Origin of the sequence: Tenebrionibacter intestinalis, from assembly GCF_016632365.1 — a bacterium.
Classification (GTDB): domain Bacteria; phylum Pseudomonadota; class Gammaproteobacteria; order Enterobacterales; family Enterobacteriaceae; genus Tenebrionibacter; species Tenebrionibacter intestinalis.
Genome location: NZ_JAEPBH010000030.1, coordinates 40,463 through 57,458, shown reverse-complemented (window position 1 = coordinate 57,458; position 16,996 = coordinate 40,463). Strand labels below are relative to the sequence as shown.

General features: G+C 53.1%; 11 protein-coding genes. 7 read left to right on the top strand and 4 right to left on the bottom strand.

All coding sequences use genetic code 11. From position 1 onward, the window contains the following. Nucleotides 1–104: 104 nt before the first annotated feature. Nucleotides 105–947 carry a MurR/RpiR family transcriptional regulator gene (locus JJB97_RS12245; RefSeq protein ID WP_238714285.1) on the bottom strand — a complete coding sequence of 281 codons (843 nt, stop codon included), beginning with the start codon at nt 945–947 and terminating at the stop codon, nt 105–107. Between the two features lie 350 nt (nt 948–1,297). Between JJB97_RS12245 and tadA the strand changes: the two genes are divergently transcribed. Next, entirely contained in the window at nt 1,298–1,795 is a 498-nt protein-coding gene (gene tadA, locus JJB97_RS12240) for a tRNA adenosine(34) deaminase TadA (protein ID WP_263457953.1), read from the top strand. Here the strand turns inward: tadA and mltF are convergent. Then, nucleotides 1,686–3,236 (bottom strand): membrane-bound lytic murein transglycosylase MltF, encoded by a 1,551-nt coding sequence (gene mltF / locus JJB97_RS12235; protein WP_238714284.1) that lies wholly within the window; start codon nt 3,234–3,236, stop codon nt 1,686–1,688. The genes tadA and mltF overlap by 110 nt on opposite strands. Before the next feature lie 270 nt (nt 3,237–3,506). Between mltF and purL the strand changes: the two genes are divergently transcribed. From purL to glnB, 5 genes are all read left to right on the top strand, one after another. Next, nucleotides 3,507–7,394 carry a phosphoribosylformylglycinamidine synthase gene (gene purL / locus JJB97_RS12230; RefSeq protein ID WP_238714283.1) on the top strand — a complete coding sequence of 1,296 codons (3,888 nt, stop codon included), beginning with the start codon at nt 3,507–3,509 and terminating at the stop codon, nt 7,392–7,394. A gap of 697 nt (nt 7,395–8,091) precedes the next feature. Further along, the gene (locus JJB97_RS12225; protein WP_238714282.1) at nt 8,092–9,540 is read left to right on the top strand and encodes a sensor histidine kinase; all 1,449 of its coding nucleotides are present in this window, start codon (nt 8,092–8,094) and stop codon (nt 9,538–9,540) included. After that, nucleotides 9,530–10,276: a two-component system QseEF-associated lipoprotein QseG gene (gene qseG, locus JJB97_RS12220; protein WP_238714281.1), complete on the top strand. Its 747-nt coding sequence runs from the start codon at nt 9,530–9,532 to the stop codon at nt 10,274–10,276. Before JJB97_RS12225 ends, qseG begins: the two co-directional genes overlap by 11 nt. Then, on the top strand, nt 10,273–11,613 hold the full coding sequence (gene glrR, locus JJB97_RS12215; protein WP_238714280.1) for a two-component system response regulator GlrR: 1,341 nt from the start codon (nt 10,273–10,275) through the stop codon (nt 11,611–11,613). Before qseG ends, glrR begins: the two co-directional genes overlap by 4 nt. A 113-nt stretch (nt 11,614–11,726) precedes the next feature. Then, entirely contained in the window at nt 11,727–12,065 is a 339-nt protein-coding gene (glnB, locus tag JJB97_RS12210) for a nitrogen regulatory protein P-II (protein ID WP_238714279.1), read from the top strand. A gap of 183 nt (nt 12,066–12,248) precedes the next feature. On the opposite strand, the gene JJB97_RS18640 is transcribed toward glnB, so the two are convergent. Next, nucleotides 12,249–13,805: a methyl-accepting chemotaxis protein gene (locus tag JJB97_RS18640; protein ID WP_317981228.1), complete on the bottom strand. Its 1,557-nt coding sequence runs from the start codon at nt 13,803–13,805 to the stop codon at nt 12,249–12,251. A gap of 399 nt (nt 13,806–14,204) precedes the next feature. Then, nucleotides 14,205–15,386 carry an NO-inducible flavohemoprotein gene (gene hmpA, locus JJB97_RS12195; protein WP_238714278.1) on the bottom strand — a complete coding sequence of 394 codons (1,182 nt, stop codon included), beginning with the start codon at nt 15,384–15,386 and terminating at the stop codon, nt 14,205–14,207. Nucleotides 15,387–15,678: 292 nt separating this feature from the next. Here hmpA and glyA point away from each other — a divergent pair, with 292 nt between their 5' ends. Continuing rightward, nucleotides 15,679–16,935 (top strand): serine hydroxymethyltransferase, encoded by a 1,257-nt coding sequence (glyA, locus tag JJB97_RS12190; RefSeq protein ID WP_238714277.1) that lies wholly within the window; start codon nt 15,679–15,681, stop codon nt 16,933–16,935. The last annotated feature ends 61 nt before the right edge of the window (nt 16,936–16,996 follow it).

Here is a 16,996-nt window from a genome sequence, read left to right as displayed (position 1 = left end):
TCTTTTTTCACCCGCCCATTACTGGGGATTCCTCAGCAGTCCATTGGGGCTTTAACCGTTTAACCGTAGCCGGAATAGCGCCGGAACGTGCTGAATGTGATTTATTACACCAGCTTTTTCACTAACGCTTCGCTGTGTCTGATTCGTTCCGGCGCATTTTCCAAATCTTTTTGCACTAATGCCATAAAAAGCAGGTCCGTAAGCAACATCTGTGCGCTGGTGCAGGAAATGGCAGCGCTGCGCGTTACCTGCTCTTCAGCAATGGTATAAAGGCAGTGGCTGGCGCGCTGTTGCAGTGAATTAGGCGTAAACCCGGTTATAGCCAGAATTTGCGCGCCGATACGTAAGGCTTCTTCCGCTGCCAGGTTTATCTCACGCCGTTCACCTGAATGGGAAATAGCCAGCAGCACATCCTGCGCATTCATTGCCTGAACGGTAGCCAACAGCGCGTGCATGTCCTGTTCGGCGACGGCATTAATACCAATTTTCATAAGCTTCCATGAAAGGTTTTTCGCCACTAAACCGGAAGCGCCGATGCCTACCAGTAAAATGCGACGCGCGCTGCCCAACAGCGCGGCAGCCTGTATCAGCTTCTCTTCACTATTGATGTCCAGGCTGGCATGCATTGCTGACATATTTTCTTTAAGCAATTTCTCGCCTACGCGCCGCAGTGAATCATCCGCCAGGATTTCGTTATGCACCGGCACAGGGCTGGCATTGCTGGCCAGCGCATCGCTGAGTGCGAGTTTTAGCGCGGGAAAGCCTTTATAACCGAGCTTTTGCGCGAATTTCACCACGCCTGACTGACTGACGCCAGCTTCCGCCGCCAGTTGTTGAGAACTGAGGTGACGTGCGTGTTCGGCGTTCTCCAGCAGGTAATCAGCCAGCTTTTGGTCGCTCTGAGCCAGCGTAGCGTAGCGCTGGCGAATGCCTAACAAACAGTTCAAAGCTTCTCTCCTGTGTTTTCGCATACGTGCGATCATCGCCAAAAAAGCGATAAAATACTACTCGCTCGTTTAATCCGTTGATGTTTGTTGTAATACCAGCGGCCGTACATTTGTTGCAGGCATAAATGCCGAACCATAATTTGCCTTTGCGGCTTTTATTTTTTCAATTATGGGTTAATTGCAGCCAGTCTCGCGTAGGTGAGTAAGGATATGAAGCACAGGCTGGCCTTCGGGGGAAGGGCCTCGGTGTCTGTAATACGCGAAAAGCGTCTGATATCTGGCATAGGCCGCGAGCGCCTGAAAACTGTGTATAATGCGCGGCGCTTTTTGACTGTGCGGAGAGGGGCGTATTGGATAATCACGATCATGAATACTGGATGCAGCATGCGCTAACGCTGGCGCAACGCGCCTGGGAAGAAGGCGAAGTGCCCGTCGGCGCCGTACTTGTGCTGAATGGTCAGGCGATTGGCGAGGGCTGGAATCGTCCGATAGGCCGCCACGATCCTACCGCGCATGCTGAAATGATGGCATTGCGTCAGGGCGGAGCGGTATTACAAAATTACCGACTGCTGAACGCGACGCTGTATGTCACGCTGGAACCATGCGTGATGTGTGCTGGCGCGATGGTACACAGTCGTATCGCGCGGCTGGTATTTGGCGCGCGCGACGCTAAAACCGGAGCGGCGGGATCGCTGTTGGATGTGCTGGCTCACCCCGGGATGAATCATCGGGTAGCGGTTACGGAAGGAGTGCTTGCGCCAGCGTGCTCAGCTCTGTTGAGCGATTTTTTTCGTCAGCGTCGCCAGCAACAGAAGGCGTTAAAGGACGCGAACCGAAAACGGGATTAAACATCTCTCGTGGGTTCACGACCGGATAGTGCTGTGCCAGTTGTTGACGCAGCGTCTTTTGTTTATCCTTTTCTAACAAATACCCCACCAGGCTGAGATGATATTTGCGTATATTTTCGACGTAAGTATAGGCTTCGTGCCCGCGAGCATATCCCCAGGTGGTATTTTTGTAATAAGCCTTCTGGCTTAACAACGGCAGCGTCTGTTTCACATCGGCCCAACTGTCGGGGTTGCCCTTCATGCGTACCGTCAGCGCGCGGGCATCCAGCATATGGGCATAACCCATATTGTATGCCGCCAGCGCAAACCATATCCGCTCGTCTTCCGGCACGGATTCCGGCACTTTGCTCATCATTGACTGCAGATAGCGTGCGCCGCCGCTGATGCTCTGCTCCGGGTTAAGTCTGTCGCTTAACCCCAGGCTCTGGGCCGTGTTCCGGGTCAACATCATAATGCCGCGCACGCCGGTAGGCGATGTGGCAAGACTATCCCAGTGAGACTCCTGATAGGCAATGGCCGCCAGCAGGCGCCAGTCAATGTTGATAGCGTACTTTTCAAACAGTGGCTGCAGGTCGGGCAATACGTTATCCACTGCCCGCAGGAAACTACGCGTATCCACATAGTCGAAGCTACCGACATGTCCGAGGTATTTTTCCTCAAGCCGCGCCAGCGTGCCGCTGCTGTTCATCAGATTGAAGAAATCCAGCATCGCAGCGGACAGGCTGTCATCATTGTTGCGCAGGCTAAACCATGTTACGGGTTGCTCGTCGGTCACGTCCAGCGCGACTGCCAACTGTGGGTGAATGCGCTGGAACATGCTGATAGCGACGGAGTCAGCAATGGTGTAAGCCACGCTGCCGTCAACGACCTGGCGCAACAGCGCCGTCGTGTTCTGCTTGTCGGCAATCGTCCAGCTTAGTCTGGGATATTTTTGGCTTTTAAGCGTACGTAATTCGCTAATCGCAGCCAGTCCGGGCGCCAGGGTTAACTGATTTTTTTTTACGCTATTTAACGACTTTGGTCGTGGGGCGCCCATCCGGTACACCATTTGTTGGGAAACGGAGTAATAGGCGGGGCCGGCATTGTATTCTTTGCTGCGGTCGCTGTTATAAACCAGGCCTGCGGCGAGCACATCGGCGCTGCCATTATCCAGGTCATCAAACAGTTTATCGATGCCGGAGCGTATAGTTATCTGCAATCTGACGCCAAGATAGTCGGCGAACCGCTGCGCCAGCTCGTAGTCCAGCCCCGTATCCCGGCCATTAATGCGGTTGAGCGTTAGTGGGCCTGATACTGTACTGACGCGCAAAATGCCGCGCGTTTTGATATCAGCGATGCGGTTTTCAGCTTTACTGGTCCAGGGAATGGAAGGCCAAAGCGCCATCGCCAGCAACAGGGTCACAACACCGATAAGCAGATAATTAAGCTTTAGCTTTTTCAATAAGTTAAATCTCTGCTGTACCTGTAAATTCAATAAAGAGTGATGATGAGACACGAAATGTATGGTTTAAGGCGAACTGCATTTTGCTTAACAATACGCAGGCTGGCAACACTTCAGGCGTAATTCGTGCACGAATTAACACTGGCGCGGCGATATTTTTATTTCTACGCAAACGGTTTCGTCTGCCCGGCGGATTCTTTATAATGACGCCCGCTTTCTCCTGAACGCCCGTAGGGGCGTCATACAGCCGCTTCGAAGACGAGAGACCTTATGATGGAAATTCTGCGTGGTTCGCCCGCCCTGTCGACCTTCCGTATTAACAAACTACTGGACAGTTTTAAGGCGGCGCAACTGCCGGTAAAAGACATATATGCTGAATATATGCACTTTGCTGACCTGACGGCCCCCCTCGACGATGACGCGCGCACTCGCCTTACCCGGCTGCTGAAATATGGCCCAACCATTGACGATCGCGCCGCGCGGGGCGCTCTGATTTTGGTAACGCCGCGTCCGGGCACGCTTTCGCCGTGGTCATCTAAAGCAACCGATATTGCCCGTAACTGCGCGTTAAGCCAGGTACGCCGCCTTGAGCGCGGCGTGGCGTATTACATTGACGGCGATGCCCTGAGCGAAGCGCAACTGCGCGATGTGGCCGCGCGGCTACACGATCGGATGGTGGAGACGGTATTCCGTTCCCTGGATCAGGCCAAAGCGCTGTTTGCTCACCATCAGCCTGCACCGGTACAAAGCGTTGACCTGATGGGTCGGGGGCGCCAGGCGCTGGAGGAGGCTAACCTGCGCCTGGGGCTGGCGCTTGCAGACGATGAAATTGACTATTTACAGGCGGCGTTTACGAAGCTTGGCCGCAATCCGAATGATATTGAGCTCTACATGTTCGCTCAGGCCAACTCTGAGCATTGCCGCCATAAAATTTTTAACGCCGACTGGATAATTGACGGCGTAGCGCAGCCGAAGTCGCTGTTCAGGATGATTAAAAATACCTTCGAACAGACGCCGGATTTTGTCTTGTCGGCCTACAAAGATAACGCGGCAGTAATGGAAGGATCTGCGGTTGGGCGCTTTTTTGCCGAGACGGGCGTGGATAGCTATGCCTGGCATCAGGAGCCTACGCATATTCTGATGAAAGTAGAAACGCATAATCACCCTACCGCTATTTCGCCGTGGCCGGGCGCGGCAACGGGGTCCGGCGGCGAAATTCGCGATGAAGGCGCTACCGGGCGCGGCGCGAAGCCGAAAGCAGGGCTGGTAGGATTCTCTGTGTCAAACCTGCGTATTCCAGGCTTTGAACAGCCGTGGGAGCAGGATTTCGGCCGCCCGGCGCGTATTGTTTCTGCGCTGGATATTATGACGGAAGGCCCGCTGGGCGGCGCGGCGTTCAATAATGAGTTTGGCCGCCCGGCGCTTAACGGTTATTTCCGGACTTATGAAGAATGTGTCGATAGCCATAACGGCAGGGAGCTGCGCGGCTATCACAAACCGATTATGCTTGCAGGCGGCATCGGCAATATCCGGGCCGATCACGTGCGCAAAGGCGAAATTCCGCCGGGTGCGAAGCTGATTGTACTCGGCGGCCCGGCGATGAATATTGGGCTTGGCGGCGGCGCGGCGTCATCAATGGCCTCCGGCCAGTCCGACGCCGACCTTGACTTTGCCTCCGTGCAGCGAGACAACCCGGAAATGGAACGCCGCTGCCAGGAGGTGATTGACCGCTGCTGGCAAATGGGGAATGACAACCCCATTTTGTTTATTCACGACGTGGGGGCTGGCGGCCTGTCTAATGCTATGCCGGAACTGGTGAGCGATGGCGGGCGCGGCGGGCGTTTTGAACTGCGTGATATTCTCAGCGATGAGCCAGGTATGAGTCCGCTGGAAGTGTGGTGTAACGAATCCCAGGAGCGCTATGTGTTGGCAATCGCACCGGCGCAACTGTCGCTGTTTGACGCCATTTGCCGCCGTGAGCGTGCGCCCTATGCCGTTATCGGTGAGGCGACGCAGGAACAGCGCCTGACGCTTAACGACAGCCATTTTGGCAATCGCCCTATCGATATGCCGCTGGATGTGTTGCTTGGCAAAACGCCGAAAATGACGCGGGACGTCATTACGCAAAAAGCGGGCGGCAAGGCGCTGGTTCGTGATGGCATCAGCCTGCGCGAAGCGGTTGAGCGCGTGCTGCATCTGCCTGCCGTGGCGGAAAAAACTTTTTTGATAACCATTGGCGACCGTTCGGTTACCGGTATGGTCGCGCGGGATCAGATGGTTGGACCGTGGCAGGTACCGGTGGCGGATTGCGCGGTCACTACCGCCAGCTTCGATAGCTATTACGGTGAAGCGATGGCGATTGGCGAGCGTGCGCCGGCGGCGCTGCTTGATTTCGCCGCCTCGGCCCGTCTGGCCGTTGGCGAGGCGCTGACCAATATTGCCTGCGCGCGTATTGGCGACCTCAGGCGCGTGAAACTTTCAGCGAACTGGATGGCGGCAGCCGGTCATCCTGGTGAAGACGCAGGGCTTTATGAAGCGGTGAAAGCGGTGGGTGAAGAGCTTTGCCCGGCGCTGGGGTTGACTATTCCAGTGGGCAAGGATTCTATGTCGATGAAAACCCGCTGGCAGGAAGAAGGCGAGCTGCGTGAAATGACGTCGCCGCTGTCGCTCATTATTTCCGCGTTTGGCCGCGTTGAAGATGTACGCCTGACGGTAACGCCGCAGCTTTGCACCGATGACAATGCGCTTTTACTGATCGATCTTGGCAAAGGGATTAACGCGTTGGGGGCGACGGCTCTGGCGCAGGTTTACCGCCAACTGGGCGATAAGCCTGCGGATGTGCGCGACGTACAGCAGTTGAAAGGCTTCTTCAACGCCATGCAGGCATTGCTGGCGCAGGGTAAACTGCTGGCCTATCACGACAGGTCTGACGGCGGTTTGATAGTAACGCTTGCAGAGATGGCTTTTGCGGGCCACTGCGGTATTGATGTCGATATCGCAACGCTGGGCGACGATAGTCTGGCGGCGCTGTTTAGTGAAGAGTTGGGCGCGGTAATACAGGTAGCCGCGTCCGAGCGCGTATATGTCGAACAGGTGTTGAGTGAACACGGTCTGGCAGACTGTGTGCATTATCTTGGCAAAGCGTTGCAGGGCGACGGCTTCAACCTGAGCGCCGGGGGCAAAACGGTGTTCAATGAAAGCCGTGGACAACTGCGTATATGGTGGGCGGAAACCAGTTGGCAGATGCAGCGTCTGCGTGATAACCCGGTTTGTGCTGACAGTGAACATGAAGCCCGACGTAACGAGGCCGATCCGGGGCTTAATGTGGCGCTGACTTTTGATATGAATGAAGATGTGGCCGCACCTTACATCGCTTCGGGCGCGCGGCCGAAGATTGCCGTGCTGCGTGAACAGGGTGTTAACTCGCATGTGGAAATGGCTGCAGCGTTTGATCGGGCGGGTTTTGAAGCGATTGACGTACATATGAGCGATCTTATCGCCGGGCGTCGCGGCCTTGATGATTTTCATACGTTAGTTGCCTGCGGCGGCTTCTCTTATGGCGATGTGTTGGGCGCGGGCGAAGGGTGGGCGAAGTCTATCCTGTTTAATTCGCGGGTGCGCGATATGTTTGAAACCTTTTTCCATCGCCCGCAAACGCTGGCTTTGGGCGTATGTAACGGCTGCCAGATGTTGTCTAACCTGCGTGAATTGATCCCCGGCAGCGACCTGTGGCCGCGTTTTGTGCGTAATCAGTCGGAACGTTTTGAAGCGCGCTTTAGCCTGGTAGAGATAAGCGCCAGTCCTTCGCTACTGCTTGAGGGGATGGCAGGATCACGTCTGCCGATTGCCGTTTCCCACGGCGAAGGGCAGGTAGAAGTACGCAATGCCGCTCATTTGTCTGCGCTGGAAAGTAAAGGGCTGGTGGCGCTGCGTTATGTGGATAACTCTGGCAACGTTACGCAAGCCTACCCGGCGAACCCTAACGGTTCGGTAAACGGCATCACAGCCGTTACCAGCGAAAGCGGACGCGTAACGATTATGATGCCGCATCCGGAGCGCGTTTTCCGAAGTGTCGCGAACTCGTGGCATCCGGCTGACTGGAACGAAGATGGGCCGTGGATGCGCCTGTTCCGCAATGCGCGCAGGCAACTAGGCTAACGTTGCCTGGCGGTATATTACCTCTGTTAAAGTAAACTGTCGGTTAATTGCGACATGGGCAGGTAAAAGGTGTCTCTAAAAAGAGACACCTAACCTTATGATTTACTATACTATTTTTTTAATGCCAAAACATTGTCGCGAATAGGCGACAGTCTGGTTTTTAACTGGCTATTTCATTTTATTGAATTGTTTTAATTTGTTTTTATAAATCAACAAATTAAGATGTTAACTTTATATTGGCATAATTAATGCATATGTTACCGTAGTGGCTCATTCACCTCCTTATGTCAGCCCCGCAAGGTTGTGCTACATAAGCCTCGAATGACGCACAAAAAGGTGCCTGCCGTCCGCCTTCTGATCATTGTGACATTGTCCTTTATCAGGCTCCGGGCGCAACGTTGAGTAAGGCACCGCCTGATTCCATAGCCAGGGTAAATCTTACCGTGGCCCTGCTTTATAGAAAAAGCCTGCTTTGGCCATTGCCGAAGCAGGCTATTTTTTTGCTGCAATTTAGCGACAGGCCAGCATTGTGCCTGTTTTTATTCCGCGCTTAAGGGTATTGATGAATACTCATCCTCCTGATGAGTATGGCGAACGCCGTATTTGCGAACTGAATTCCGTCATGGCCTGATGCTTCTGTCGTTTCTTGCGCGGCTGCGTTAGCATCGTTGCAGCAAACTACAGTGAGAGAAAAATATTGAAACGCTGGCTCGCTTTTCCTCGTTCGCTGCGTCAACTGGTGATGATGGCTTTTTTGCTGGTGCTGCTGCCGCTGCTGGTGCTGGCATGGCAGGCATGGCAAAGCCTGAATACGCTAAGCGCTCAGGCTGCTCGTATTAATCGAACGACGCTGGTTGACGCTCGCCGCAGTGAAGCAATGACCAATGCCGCGCTGGAAATGGAGCGCAGCTATCGCCAGTACTGCGTGCTGGATAACCCAACGCTTGAGCGGGTGTATCAGAATCAGCGGCAGCGCTACAGTGAAATGCTTGAGGCGCATGCGGGCGTACTGCCCGATCAACGTATCTGGAAAACGCTGCGAGACAATCTCAATCGCCTCTCTTCGCTCCGGTGCCAGAACAGCGGGCCTGACGCGCTCGCCTCCGTGCAACTTGAAGCCTTTGCCCATGCCAATGCGGAAATGGTACAGGCGACGCGAACCGTCGTTTTTTCTCGCGGCCAGCGGCTACAGCAGGATATTGCCGAGCGCGGCCAGTTTTTTGGTTGGCAGGCGCTGGGGTTGTTCCTGGTGAGCCTGGCGCTGGTGATGTTGTTTACAGGAATGATTATCGGTCCGGTTAAAAAGCTGGAGCGCATGATCAACCGACTTGGCGAGGGTAAAAGCCTTAGTGGATTACAGTTGTTTCGTGGCCCGCGCGAGCTGCGCTCGGTAGGGCAGCGTATTATCTGGCTAGGCGAGCGGCTGGCGTGGCTGGAATCACAACGCCATCAGTTCCTGCGCCATATTTCTCATGAGTTAAAAACGCCGCTTGCCAGTATGCGAGAAGGTACGGCGCTGTTGGCAGATAGAATTGCCGGCCCGCTAACGGTTGAGCAGGAAGAGATTGTCGCTATTCTTGATGACAGCAGCCGCAACCTGCAAAAACTTATTGAACAATTGCTCGACTATAATCGCAAACTGGCAGAGAGCGCCGTGCAGCATCGGCCTGTTGATCTCGCACCGTTAGTTGAGCGGATTCTGGCTGACCATTCGCTGCCGGCAAGAGGGAAAAAATTGCAAACCCATGTCACACTGGCGCCGACGGCATGTCTTGCCGATCCTGAACTGCTGCACAGCGCGCTGGATAATCTCTATTCCAATGCGGTGCACTATGGCGCTGAATCCGGTACCATTTATCTGCGTAGCCGACAGGAAGAAAACCGGCTGGTGATTGAGGTTGCCAATACGGGACCGCCGATTCCACAAAATGAAAGCGTAATGATTTTTGAACCTTTCTTCCAGGGAAGCTTGCAGCGTAAAGGCGCCGTTAAAGGCAGTGGGCTGGGATTGAGTATTGCCAGGGACAGCGTGCGGCAAATGCAGGGTGAACTCAGTCTGGTTGAGGATGACCAGGCCGATGTCTGTTTTCGTATTAAGCTGCCAGCATGGACCGGACCAGGAACTGATGAAAAAAATGATGATTAAAGCTGCATGGCGTAGCGCGTTGAATACCGCGCGATGGCTTATTTTTCCGGCAGCGCTACTACTGGCAGGGTGTATGGCGGACAAAGAGGGGTATGGCCCTTCTGTCAAAGCTGAGGCGCCGCCTCCCTTACAAAAGCAGATGACAGACTACCTTAACGTTGATTGCCAGGCATTATGGCATATAAAAGGCCAGGCGGCGGAAACCAACCCGCTGTACTGGCTGCGTGGAATAGGCTGCGCTGAACGCCTTTCGCCGGCAGATGCCAGAGCGTTGGCGCGCCGCTGGGATGAAGGGACCTGGCAGGCGGCGCTGCGCCAGAGTATTTTATTAGCGAAAGCCCGTATTACCCCGCAGGAGCGCCGCCTGTATACAACAAAGCTGGACAATTTTAGCTATGATATTCCAGGTCAGGTTCGTCCGCTGTTTCAGCTATGGCGAGATGGGCAGTTGCGTGAGCTGGAGCTTGTACAGTCCCGCGGCCGTTACGCTGCGCTGCAACAGAGCGCCGATCGCGATCTGGATGCGCTACGCCAGCGGGAAAAACAGCTTCGCGCTCAGCTTGAGCAAACGACGCGACAGTTGCAAAACCTGACGGATATCGAACGCCAGCTTTCAAATCGTAAAACAGCCAGCGGTTACCTTCCGACAGATAAAAACGAAAAGCATGACGAGCTGACGGCTCCCGGGGATAAAAAGCGCGAAAATGCGGCGCAACCGGAGGAGATAACACCATGACGCAACGTAAAGCGGCGCGCCTGCTGCTGGTGGACGACGATCCCGGCCTGCTGAAACTGCTTGGCATGCGGCTTATTAGCGAAGGATATACCGTAGCAACGGCGCAAAATGGGCCTGAAGGCCTCAAGCTGCTACTGCGCGAAAAAATCGATCTTGTCATCAGCGATTTATGTATGGATGACATGGACGGTATGCAATTTTTCTCTGAAGTGCAAAAAGCGCATCCGGGGCTGCCTGTTATTATCCTTACGGCCCACGGCTCAATCCCGGACGCGGTGGCGGCAACGCAGCAGGGGGTATTTAGTTTTCTCACTAAACCCGTAGATCGTGACGCGCTCTATAAGTCCATTGACGATGCGCTGGCCCATACGGCTGCTTCCGGCGGCGATGAGAAGTGGCGTGAGGGGATCGTCACCCGCAGCCCGATAATGTTGAGGCTGCTGGAGCAGGCCCGGATGGTGGCGCAGTCTGACGTGAGCGTATTAATCAACGGGCAGAGCGGCACCGGTAAAGAAATGCTTGCGCAGGCTATTCATAACGCCAGCCCGCGTGCCGGGAAGGCTTTTATTGCTATCAACTGCGGCGCGCTGCCTGAACAGTTGCTGGAGTCTGAGCTGTTCGGCCATGCTCGCGGCGCGTTTACTGGCGCTGTCAGCAACCGTGAAGGGCTGTTTCTCGCCGCGCAGGGCGGTACGCTATTTCTTGATGAAATTGGCGATATGCCGGTACCGCTGCAGGTGAAACTGCTGCGCGTATTGCAGGAGCGTAAAGTGCGCCCGCTGGGAAGCAATCGCGATATTGATATTGATGTGCGCATTATCTCTGCAACGCACCGCGATCTGCCTAAAGCGATGCAGCGCGGTGAGTTTCGTGAAGATCTGTTTTACCGCCTTAATGTCGTCAGCCTGAAAATTCCTGCGTTGCAGGCGCGTGCTGAGGATATTCCTCTGCTGGCGACCCACCTGCTGCGCCAGTCCGCAGATCGCCATAAGCCATTTGTGCGAAGCTTCTCAACGGATGCGATGAAATGTCTGATTGCCGCCAGTTGGCCGGGGAATGTACGCCAGCTTGTCAATGTCATTGAACAATGCGTGGCGCTTAGTTCAACGCCGGTGATTGGCGAGGCGCTGGTCCATCAGGCGCTGGAAGGGGAAAATACCGTATTACCCACTTTTGCTGAGGCACGTAATCAGTTTGAACTCAACTATTTGCGTAAACTGCTGCAAATTACGAAAGGCAACGTCACGCAGGCAGCGCGTATGGCCGGGCGTAACCGCACCGAGTTTTATAAACTGTTGGGGCGACACGCGCTGGAAGCCAACGATTTTAAAGAGTGATTAACCCGGTAATGTGCAGCCTCCCTCGGTTTTCCGGGGAGCGGGTCTGTGTTAACGTAAGCGACCATTGAGGCATTTAACCGGCGTGCGCCAGGTTAACTGAAGGAACCGCGATGAAAAAGATTGATGCAATTATTAAACCGTTCAAGCTGGACGATGTGCGTGAGGCGCTGGCTGAAGTGGGTATTACCGGTATGACCGTTACCGAGGTGAAAGGCTTCGGGCGCCAGAAGGGCCATACAGAACTGTACCGCGGTGCGGAATATATGGTGGATTTTCTGCCTAAAGTAAAAATTGAAATTATTGTGCCGGATGACATTGTTGAAACCTGTGTTGAGACTATTACTCGTACAGCGCAAACCGGTAAAATTGGCGACGGTAAAATTTTTGTATTTGACGTGGCGCGTGTGGTACGCATCCGTACCGGTGAAGAAGACGACGCGGCAATTTAATCGATTTTCTTGCTTACCTGATAACCCCGCAGCCCTTGCGCGTACACGCTGCGGGGTTTTTATCGTTGTGGCCTGCTGCGGGGAGAGAGGGCCGTGGTAAGGCGGGGCTGGCCATTCTGAACTTGCCCGGCAGGGTATTGCCGGGCGTCGTGGTTTACGGCCTTCGGGGCAGGCCGCGTTGTATTAAGCGAGCCGGAAAGTGCTGACCGAGTGGGTAAGCCGGTTAGACTGCTCCTGAAGCGAACCTGCGGTAGCGGAATATTCTTCAACCAGCGCTGCGTTTTGTTGCGTGGTGCTATCCATTTCCTGGATTGCGTAACCGACCTGCTCAATACCGCGATGCTGCTCATCGGATGCGACAGTGATTTCCGCCATAATATCGTTGACCCGCTTCACAACCGTCAGGATTTCCTCCATTGTTTTTCCGGCGTTTTCCACTTCCTGAACGCCGGTTTCGACCTGGATTGCGGAACCTTCGATCAGCGTTTTAATTTCCCGCGCGGCCTGGGCGCTGTGTTGGGCCAGGTTGCGAACTTCACCTGCCACAACGGAGAAACCGCGACCATGTTCGCCAGCACGAGCGGCTTCTACGGAAGCATTCAGGGCGAGAATATTAGTCTGAAAAGCAATATTATTGATAACGCCAGTAATATCGGCAATTTTGCGCGAGCTGTCGGCGATATTGTTCATTGTCTGCATGACGCCAAGCACTGCGTTACTGCCGCTTTGGGTTACTTCTGATGCATGGGTGGCCAGTTGGCTGGCCTGGTGGGCGTTTTCAGCATTCATTTTTACCGTGGAGGTGAGCTGTTCCATGCTTGCGGCGGTTTCCTCCAGCGCAGCAGCCTGCTGTTCTGTACGGTGAGCAAGATCGTTACTGCCAAGCGTGATTTCGCCGGCGCCGGTCGTGATAGCGCTGGCGCTGTCGCGTACTTCACTGACGGTGCGGGTCAGTTCATTTTGCATGTAGCGTAAATTATCCGCAAGGATACCCATTTCGTTCGTTCCCTGGACAAGAACAGGTTGGGAAAGATCGCCTTTGGCAATAGATTGTATGTTGCCCAGCAACTGGCGCAGCGGCGTCGCCAGAGCAATGCGCATACCAACAATAGACAGGTAAAAAGCAATAATGAAAATACCCGCCACAGTTGCTATAAACCATAGTGCGCCGAGGTATTCATGATATTTATTTGCGTATATTTTTTGGTAAAGTTTATTATTCATTGTCAGATATGCCTGATAACGTTTTTCAAAGGCATCCTGGTAATCCTGAGTATGTTCTGAGAAGAAACCTTCAATGTTTTTGGTTTTTAAAAGATTGAGCATATGCTCAAGCGCTTCATGCAGAGGCGTATAACTTTGCTTGAGTTCGGCAATGACTTTGGCATTTTGTGAGGGGATTGTAGGTAAGTTCTTAAATTCATTAAAATAGAGATCGGTCTTCTTAAGTAGATTCTCAACTTTTTGGGTAAGCCTTTGAATCATATCTTCATAGTGAGTCCCGCTATTATCCAGCAAGGTACTGATTCCTGCCCGATTAAGCGTATTCCGCGTGCTAAGCAGTGCAACCCAGCTATTATTCAGGATGAACTGTTGCTCCTTGATATTCTGAATTTCTCTTAAATCATTACGGTCATCCTTAATTGTATATAGTAAATAACCGCCTGTTAAAAGTTGAAGTATGCCAAATCCAAGAATGATGATTAGCATTCCGGTAGTGATTTTTACTTTTCTAATCATGCGCGCTTCCCAGGGTCGAGTTTATAAATACGTTTGCGCTGACTATATATTAGTTTTCACTCCGAAATTATCGAGCCAGTGTAAGGGTAATTTGTTTATTGTCGTATTTTTGTTGTGATATATTTTTATGGCATAAACAACTGTCAGTTTTAAGAGGGGAATTATCTAATTGTGCGAATAATCAATACGAATAAAAATAAAAGAGAGTTTGCTGAATAAAGTAGCGTCTTTTCGATGCCAGTCCGGCCGACCAGGCTGAGTTAAGTGAATATGGTTTTTTTAGGGTAACAAACTAAGTAAAAATTAAGTCTGTTTCTATATTTTAACAGTGTTTCGTAAGAAGTAAACGTAAGAAATGGGCGTCGGATCGCCCATTGTCAGTCGCGTAGTTCGGAAGTGTTACAGGATCTTATGGGGGCCGAAGCATTCGTAGTGGATACGCTTCGGATCGACATCCAGTTGCATCAACTGCGAGGCAACGAATTGCATAAAGCCGACTGGTCCACACAAATAGAATTGTGTTTGCGGATCGCTAAAGTGGCTTTTCTGGTTTACCAGGTCCATCAACCCTTTGCTGTCGTAATTGCTGTCTGCGGCAGCCGGATCGCTATACCAGACGTGTTGGTAAAAATGAGCAAGCCGGGCGCCAGCCTGGGCAACCTCATCATTAAACGCATGCACAGACTGGTTCTTTGCCGAGTGGAACCAGTTCACCTGGCCGGTATGTTGGCTTGCCGCCAGTGTGTTGAGCATCGCTAACATCGGCGTTTGCCCTACGCCTGCGGAAATCAGCGTAACCGGTATTTCCGGCGCGACGTCCATAAAGAAGTCACCGCATGGCGCTGAAAGTTGAACTATATCGCCCGGCTGAGCCTGCTGGTGCAGCCAGCCTGAAACCTTGCCCTCGTCCTCGCGCTTAACCGCAATGCGGTAGGTTTTGCCATTCGGGGCGCGGGTCAGGGAATACTGACGAATTTCCCGATGGATGAACCCCGCAGGTTTGATCCAGACGCTAATGTACTGACCGGGACGGTAGCTTTCAATTGGGTTGCCGTCTTGTGGTTCCAGTTCAAAACTGGTGATAAGCGAGCTACGAGGCGTTTTGGCCACAATGCGAAACGCGCGCGTACCTTCCCAGCCGCCCGGTTGTATGGCGCTTTCGTGATAAATTTCCCCTTCGCGGTTAATAAAGATCTGTGCCAGTACGTCGTAAGCTTTACCCCACGCCTCCAGTACTTCAGCGCCTGGGTTGAGCATTTCTTCAAGCGTTGCCAGCAGGTGAGTGCCGACAATCTGGTATTGTTCCGGGCGAATGCCGACGCTTGCGTGCTTCTGGGCAATTTTTTCCACTGCCGGAAGCAAGACGGCCAGATTGTCAATATTGGCGCCATATGCGCAGATGGCGTTGAACAGCGATTCAGGCTGGCTGCCGTCACGCTGATTGCTCATATTAAACGTCTCTTTCAGCTCCGGGTTGTGGCGGAACATACGTTCATAAAAGTGAACGGTCAGCTTTGGACCGGTAGCGGCAAGAAGGGGAAGAGTGGAGCGTACAATAGAAATAGTATGTGAATCGAGCATAGGTCGTTCCTTGCTTTGCGTATAAAAGATGCATTTTTTATGCATCTTATTGATGTGTTTTCTCTGTGTAAAGCAATAGGGCGAAAAAGGTGAATAAAAAAGTAACATAAAGCGTCATCGCTTAACGTTGGGAAGTATTACAAGCCGTTAAATTATGTCGGGCCAATCGTTTGCGTAAAAAGCGCTGTCAAGATCTGTCATCACTATATGAATCAGTTATACTGGGGGCCTTCGCCCGTTCAGGGCCTTGCTGTAGAAGTCCAATTACCGTTTGCTGAGCCAGGAGATGCGGATGTTAAAGCGTGAAATGAACATTGCCGATTATGATGCCGAATTGTGGCAGGCTATGGAGCAGGAGAAAGTTCGTCAGGAAGAGCACATCGAACTGATCGCTTCTGAAAACTACACCAGCCCGCGTGTGATGCAAGCGCAGGGATCTCAGCTAACTAACAAATATGCCGAAGGCTATCCGGGCAAGCGCTATTATGGCGGCTGCGAGTATGTGGATATTGTTGAGCAGCTTGCTATCGATCGCGCGAAGGCGCTGTTTGGCGCTGACTACGCCAACGTCCAGCCGCATTCCGGCTCCCAGGCAAACTTTGCCGTTTACACCGCGCTGCTGCAGCCAGGCGATACTGTTTTGGGTATGAATCTGGCCCACGGCGGCCATCTGACGCACGGTTCGCCGGTGAATTTCTCCGGCAAACTGTACAATATTGTTCCTTATGGCATTGATGAAACCGGCCATATTGATTATGAGGACCTGCGTACTCAGGCGCAGGCGCATAAGCCGAAAATGATCATTGGCGGCTTCTCCGCTTATTCCGGCGTAGTGGACTGGGCGAAAATGCGTGAAATTGCTGACAGCATCGGCGCCTGGCTGTTTGTTGACATGGCGCATGTCGCAGGCCTGATTGCCGCAGGCGTTTACCCGAACCCGGTGCCGCATGCTCATGTCGTCACCACCACAACCCACAAAACGCTGGCCGGCCCGCGCGGCGGGCTTATTCTCGCCAAAGGCGGTGACGAAGACCTGTATAAGAAACTGAACTCTGCCGTTTTCCCGGGCGGTCAGGGCGGCCCGCTGATGCACGTGATCGCCGGTAAGGCCGTTGCGCTGAAAGAAGCGATGGAACCTGCGTTTAAAACCTACCAGCAGCAGGTTGCGAAAAATGCGAAGGCGATGGTAGAGGTCTTCCTGGAGCGTGGCTATAAAGTGGTGTCAGGCGGAACGGACAATCACCTGTTCCTGGTGGATTTAGTTGATAAAAATCTGACGGGTAAAGAGGCGGATGCCGCACTGGGCCGCGCGAATATTACTGTTAATAAAAACAGCGTGCCAAACGATCCGAAAAGCCCGTTCGTTACCTCCGGGATTCGTGTTGGAACGCCTGCCGTTACGCGCCGCGGTTTTAAAGAAACAGAAGTGCGGCAACTGGCTAACTGGATGTGTGATGTGCTGGATAACATCAACGATGAAAGCGTAATTACACGCGTGAAAACGCAGGTGCTGGATATCTGCGCTCGTTTCCCGGTTTATGCCGATTAGTTCCTGATATTTAAAAATGCCAACGCCCGCTTTCAGGCTGGCGTGAGGCGGTTGTCAAACC

Bases quoted from the DNA above. Each gene is read 5' to 3' on its own strand.
- purL (WP_238714283.1), top strand. From the start codon at position 3,507: ATGATGGAAATTCTGCGTGGTTCGCCCGCCCTGTCGACCTTCCGTATT.
- qseG (WP_238714281.1), top strand. From the start codon at position 9,530: ATGATGATTAAAGCTGCATGGCGTAGCGCGTTGAATACCGCGCGATGG.
- glrR (WP_238714280.1), top strand. From the start codon at position 10,273: ATGACGCAACGTAAAGCGGCGCGCCTGCTGCTGGTGGACGACGATCCC.
- glnB (WP_238714279.1), top strand. From the start codon at position 11,727: ATGAAAAAGATTGATGCAATTATTAAACCGTTCAAGCTGGACGATGTG.
- JJB97_RS18640 (WP_317981228.1), bottom strand. From the start codon at position 13,805: ATGATTAGAAAAGTAAAAATCACTACCGGAATGCTAATCATCATTCTT.
- hmpA (WP_238714278.1), bottom strand. From the start codon at position 15,386: ATGCTCGATTCACATACTATTTCTATTGTACGCTCCACTCTTCCCCTT.
- glyA (WP_238714277.1), top strand. From the start codon at position 15,679: ATGTTAAAGCGTGAAATGAACATTGCCGATTATGATGCCGAATTGTGG.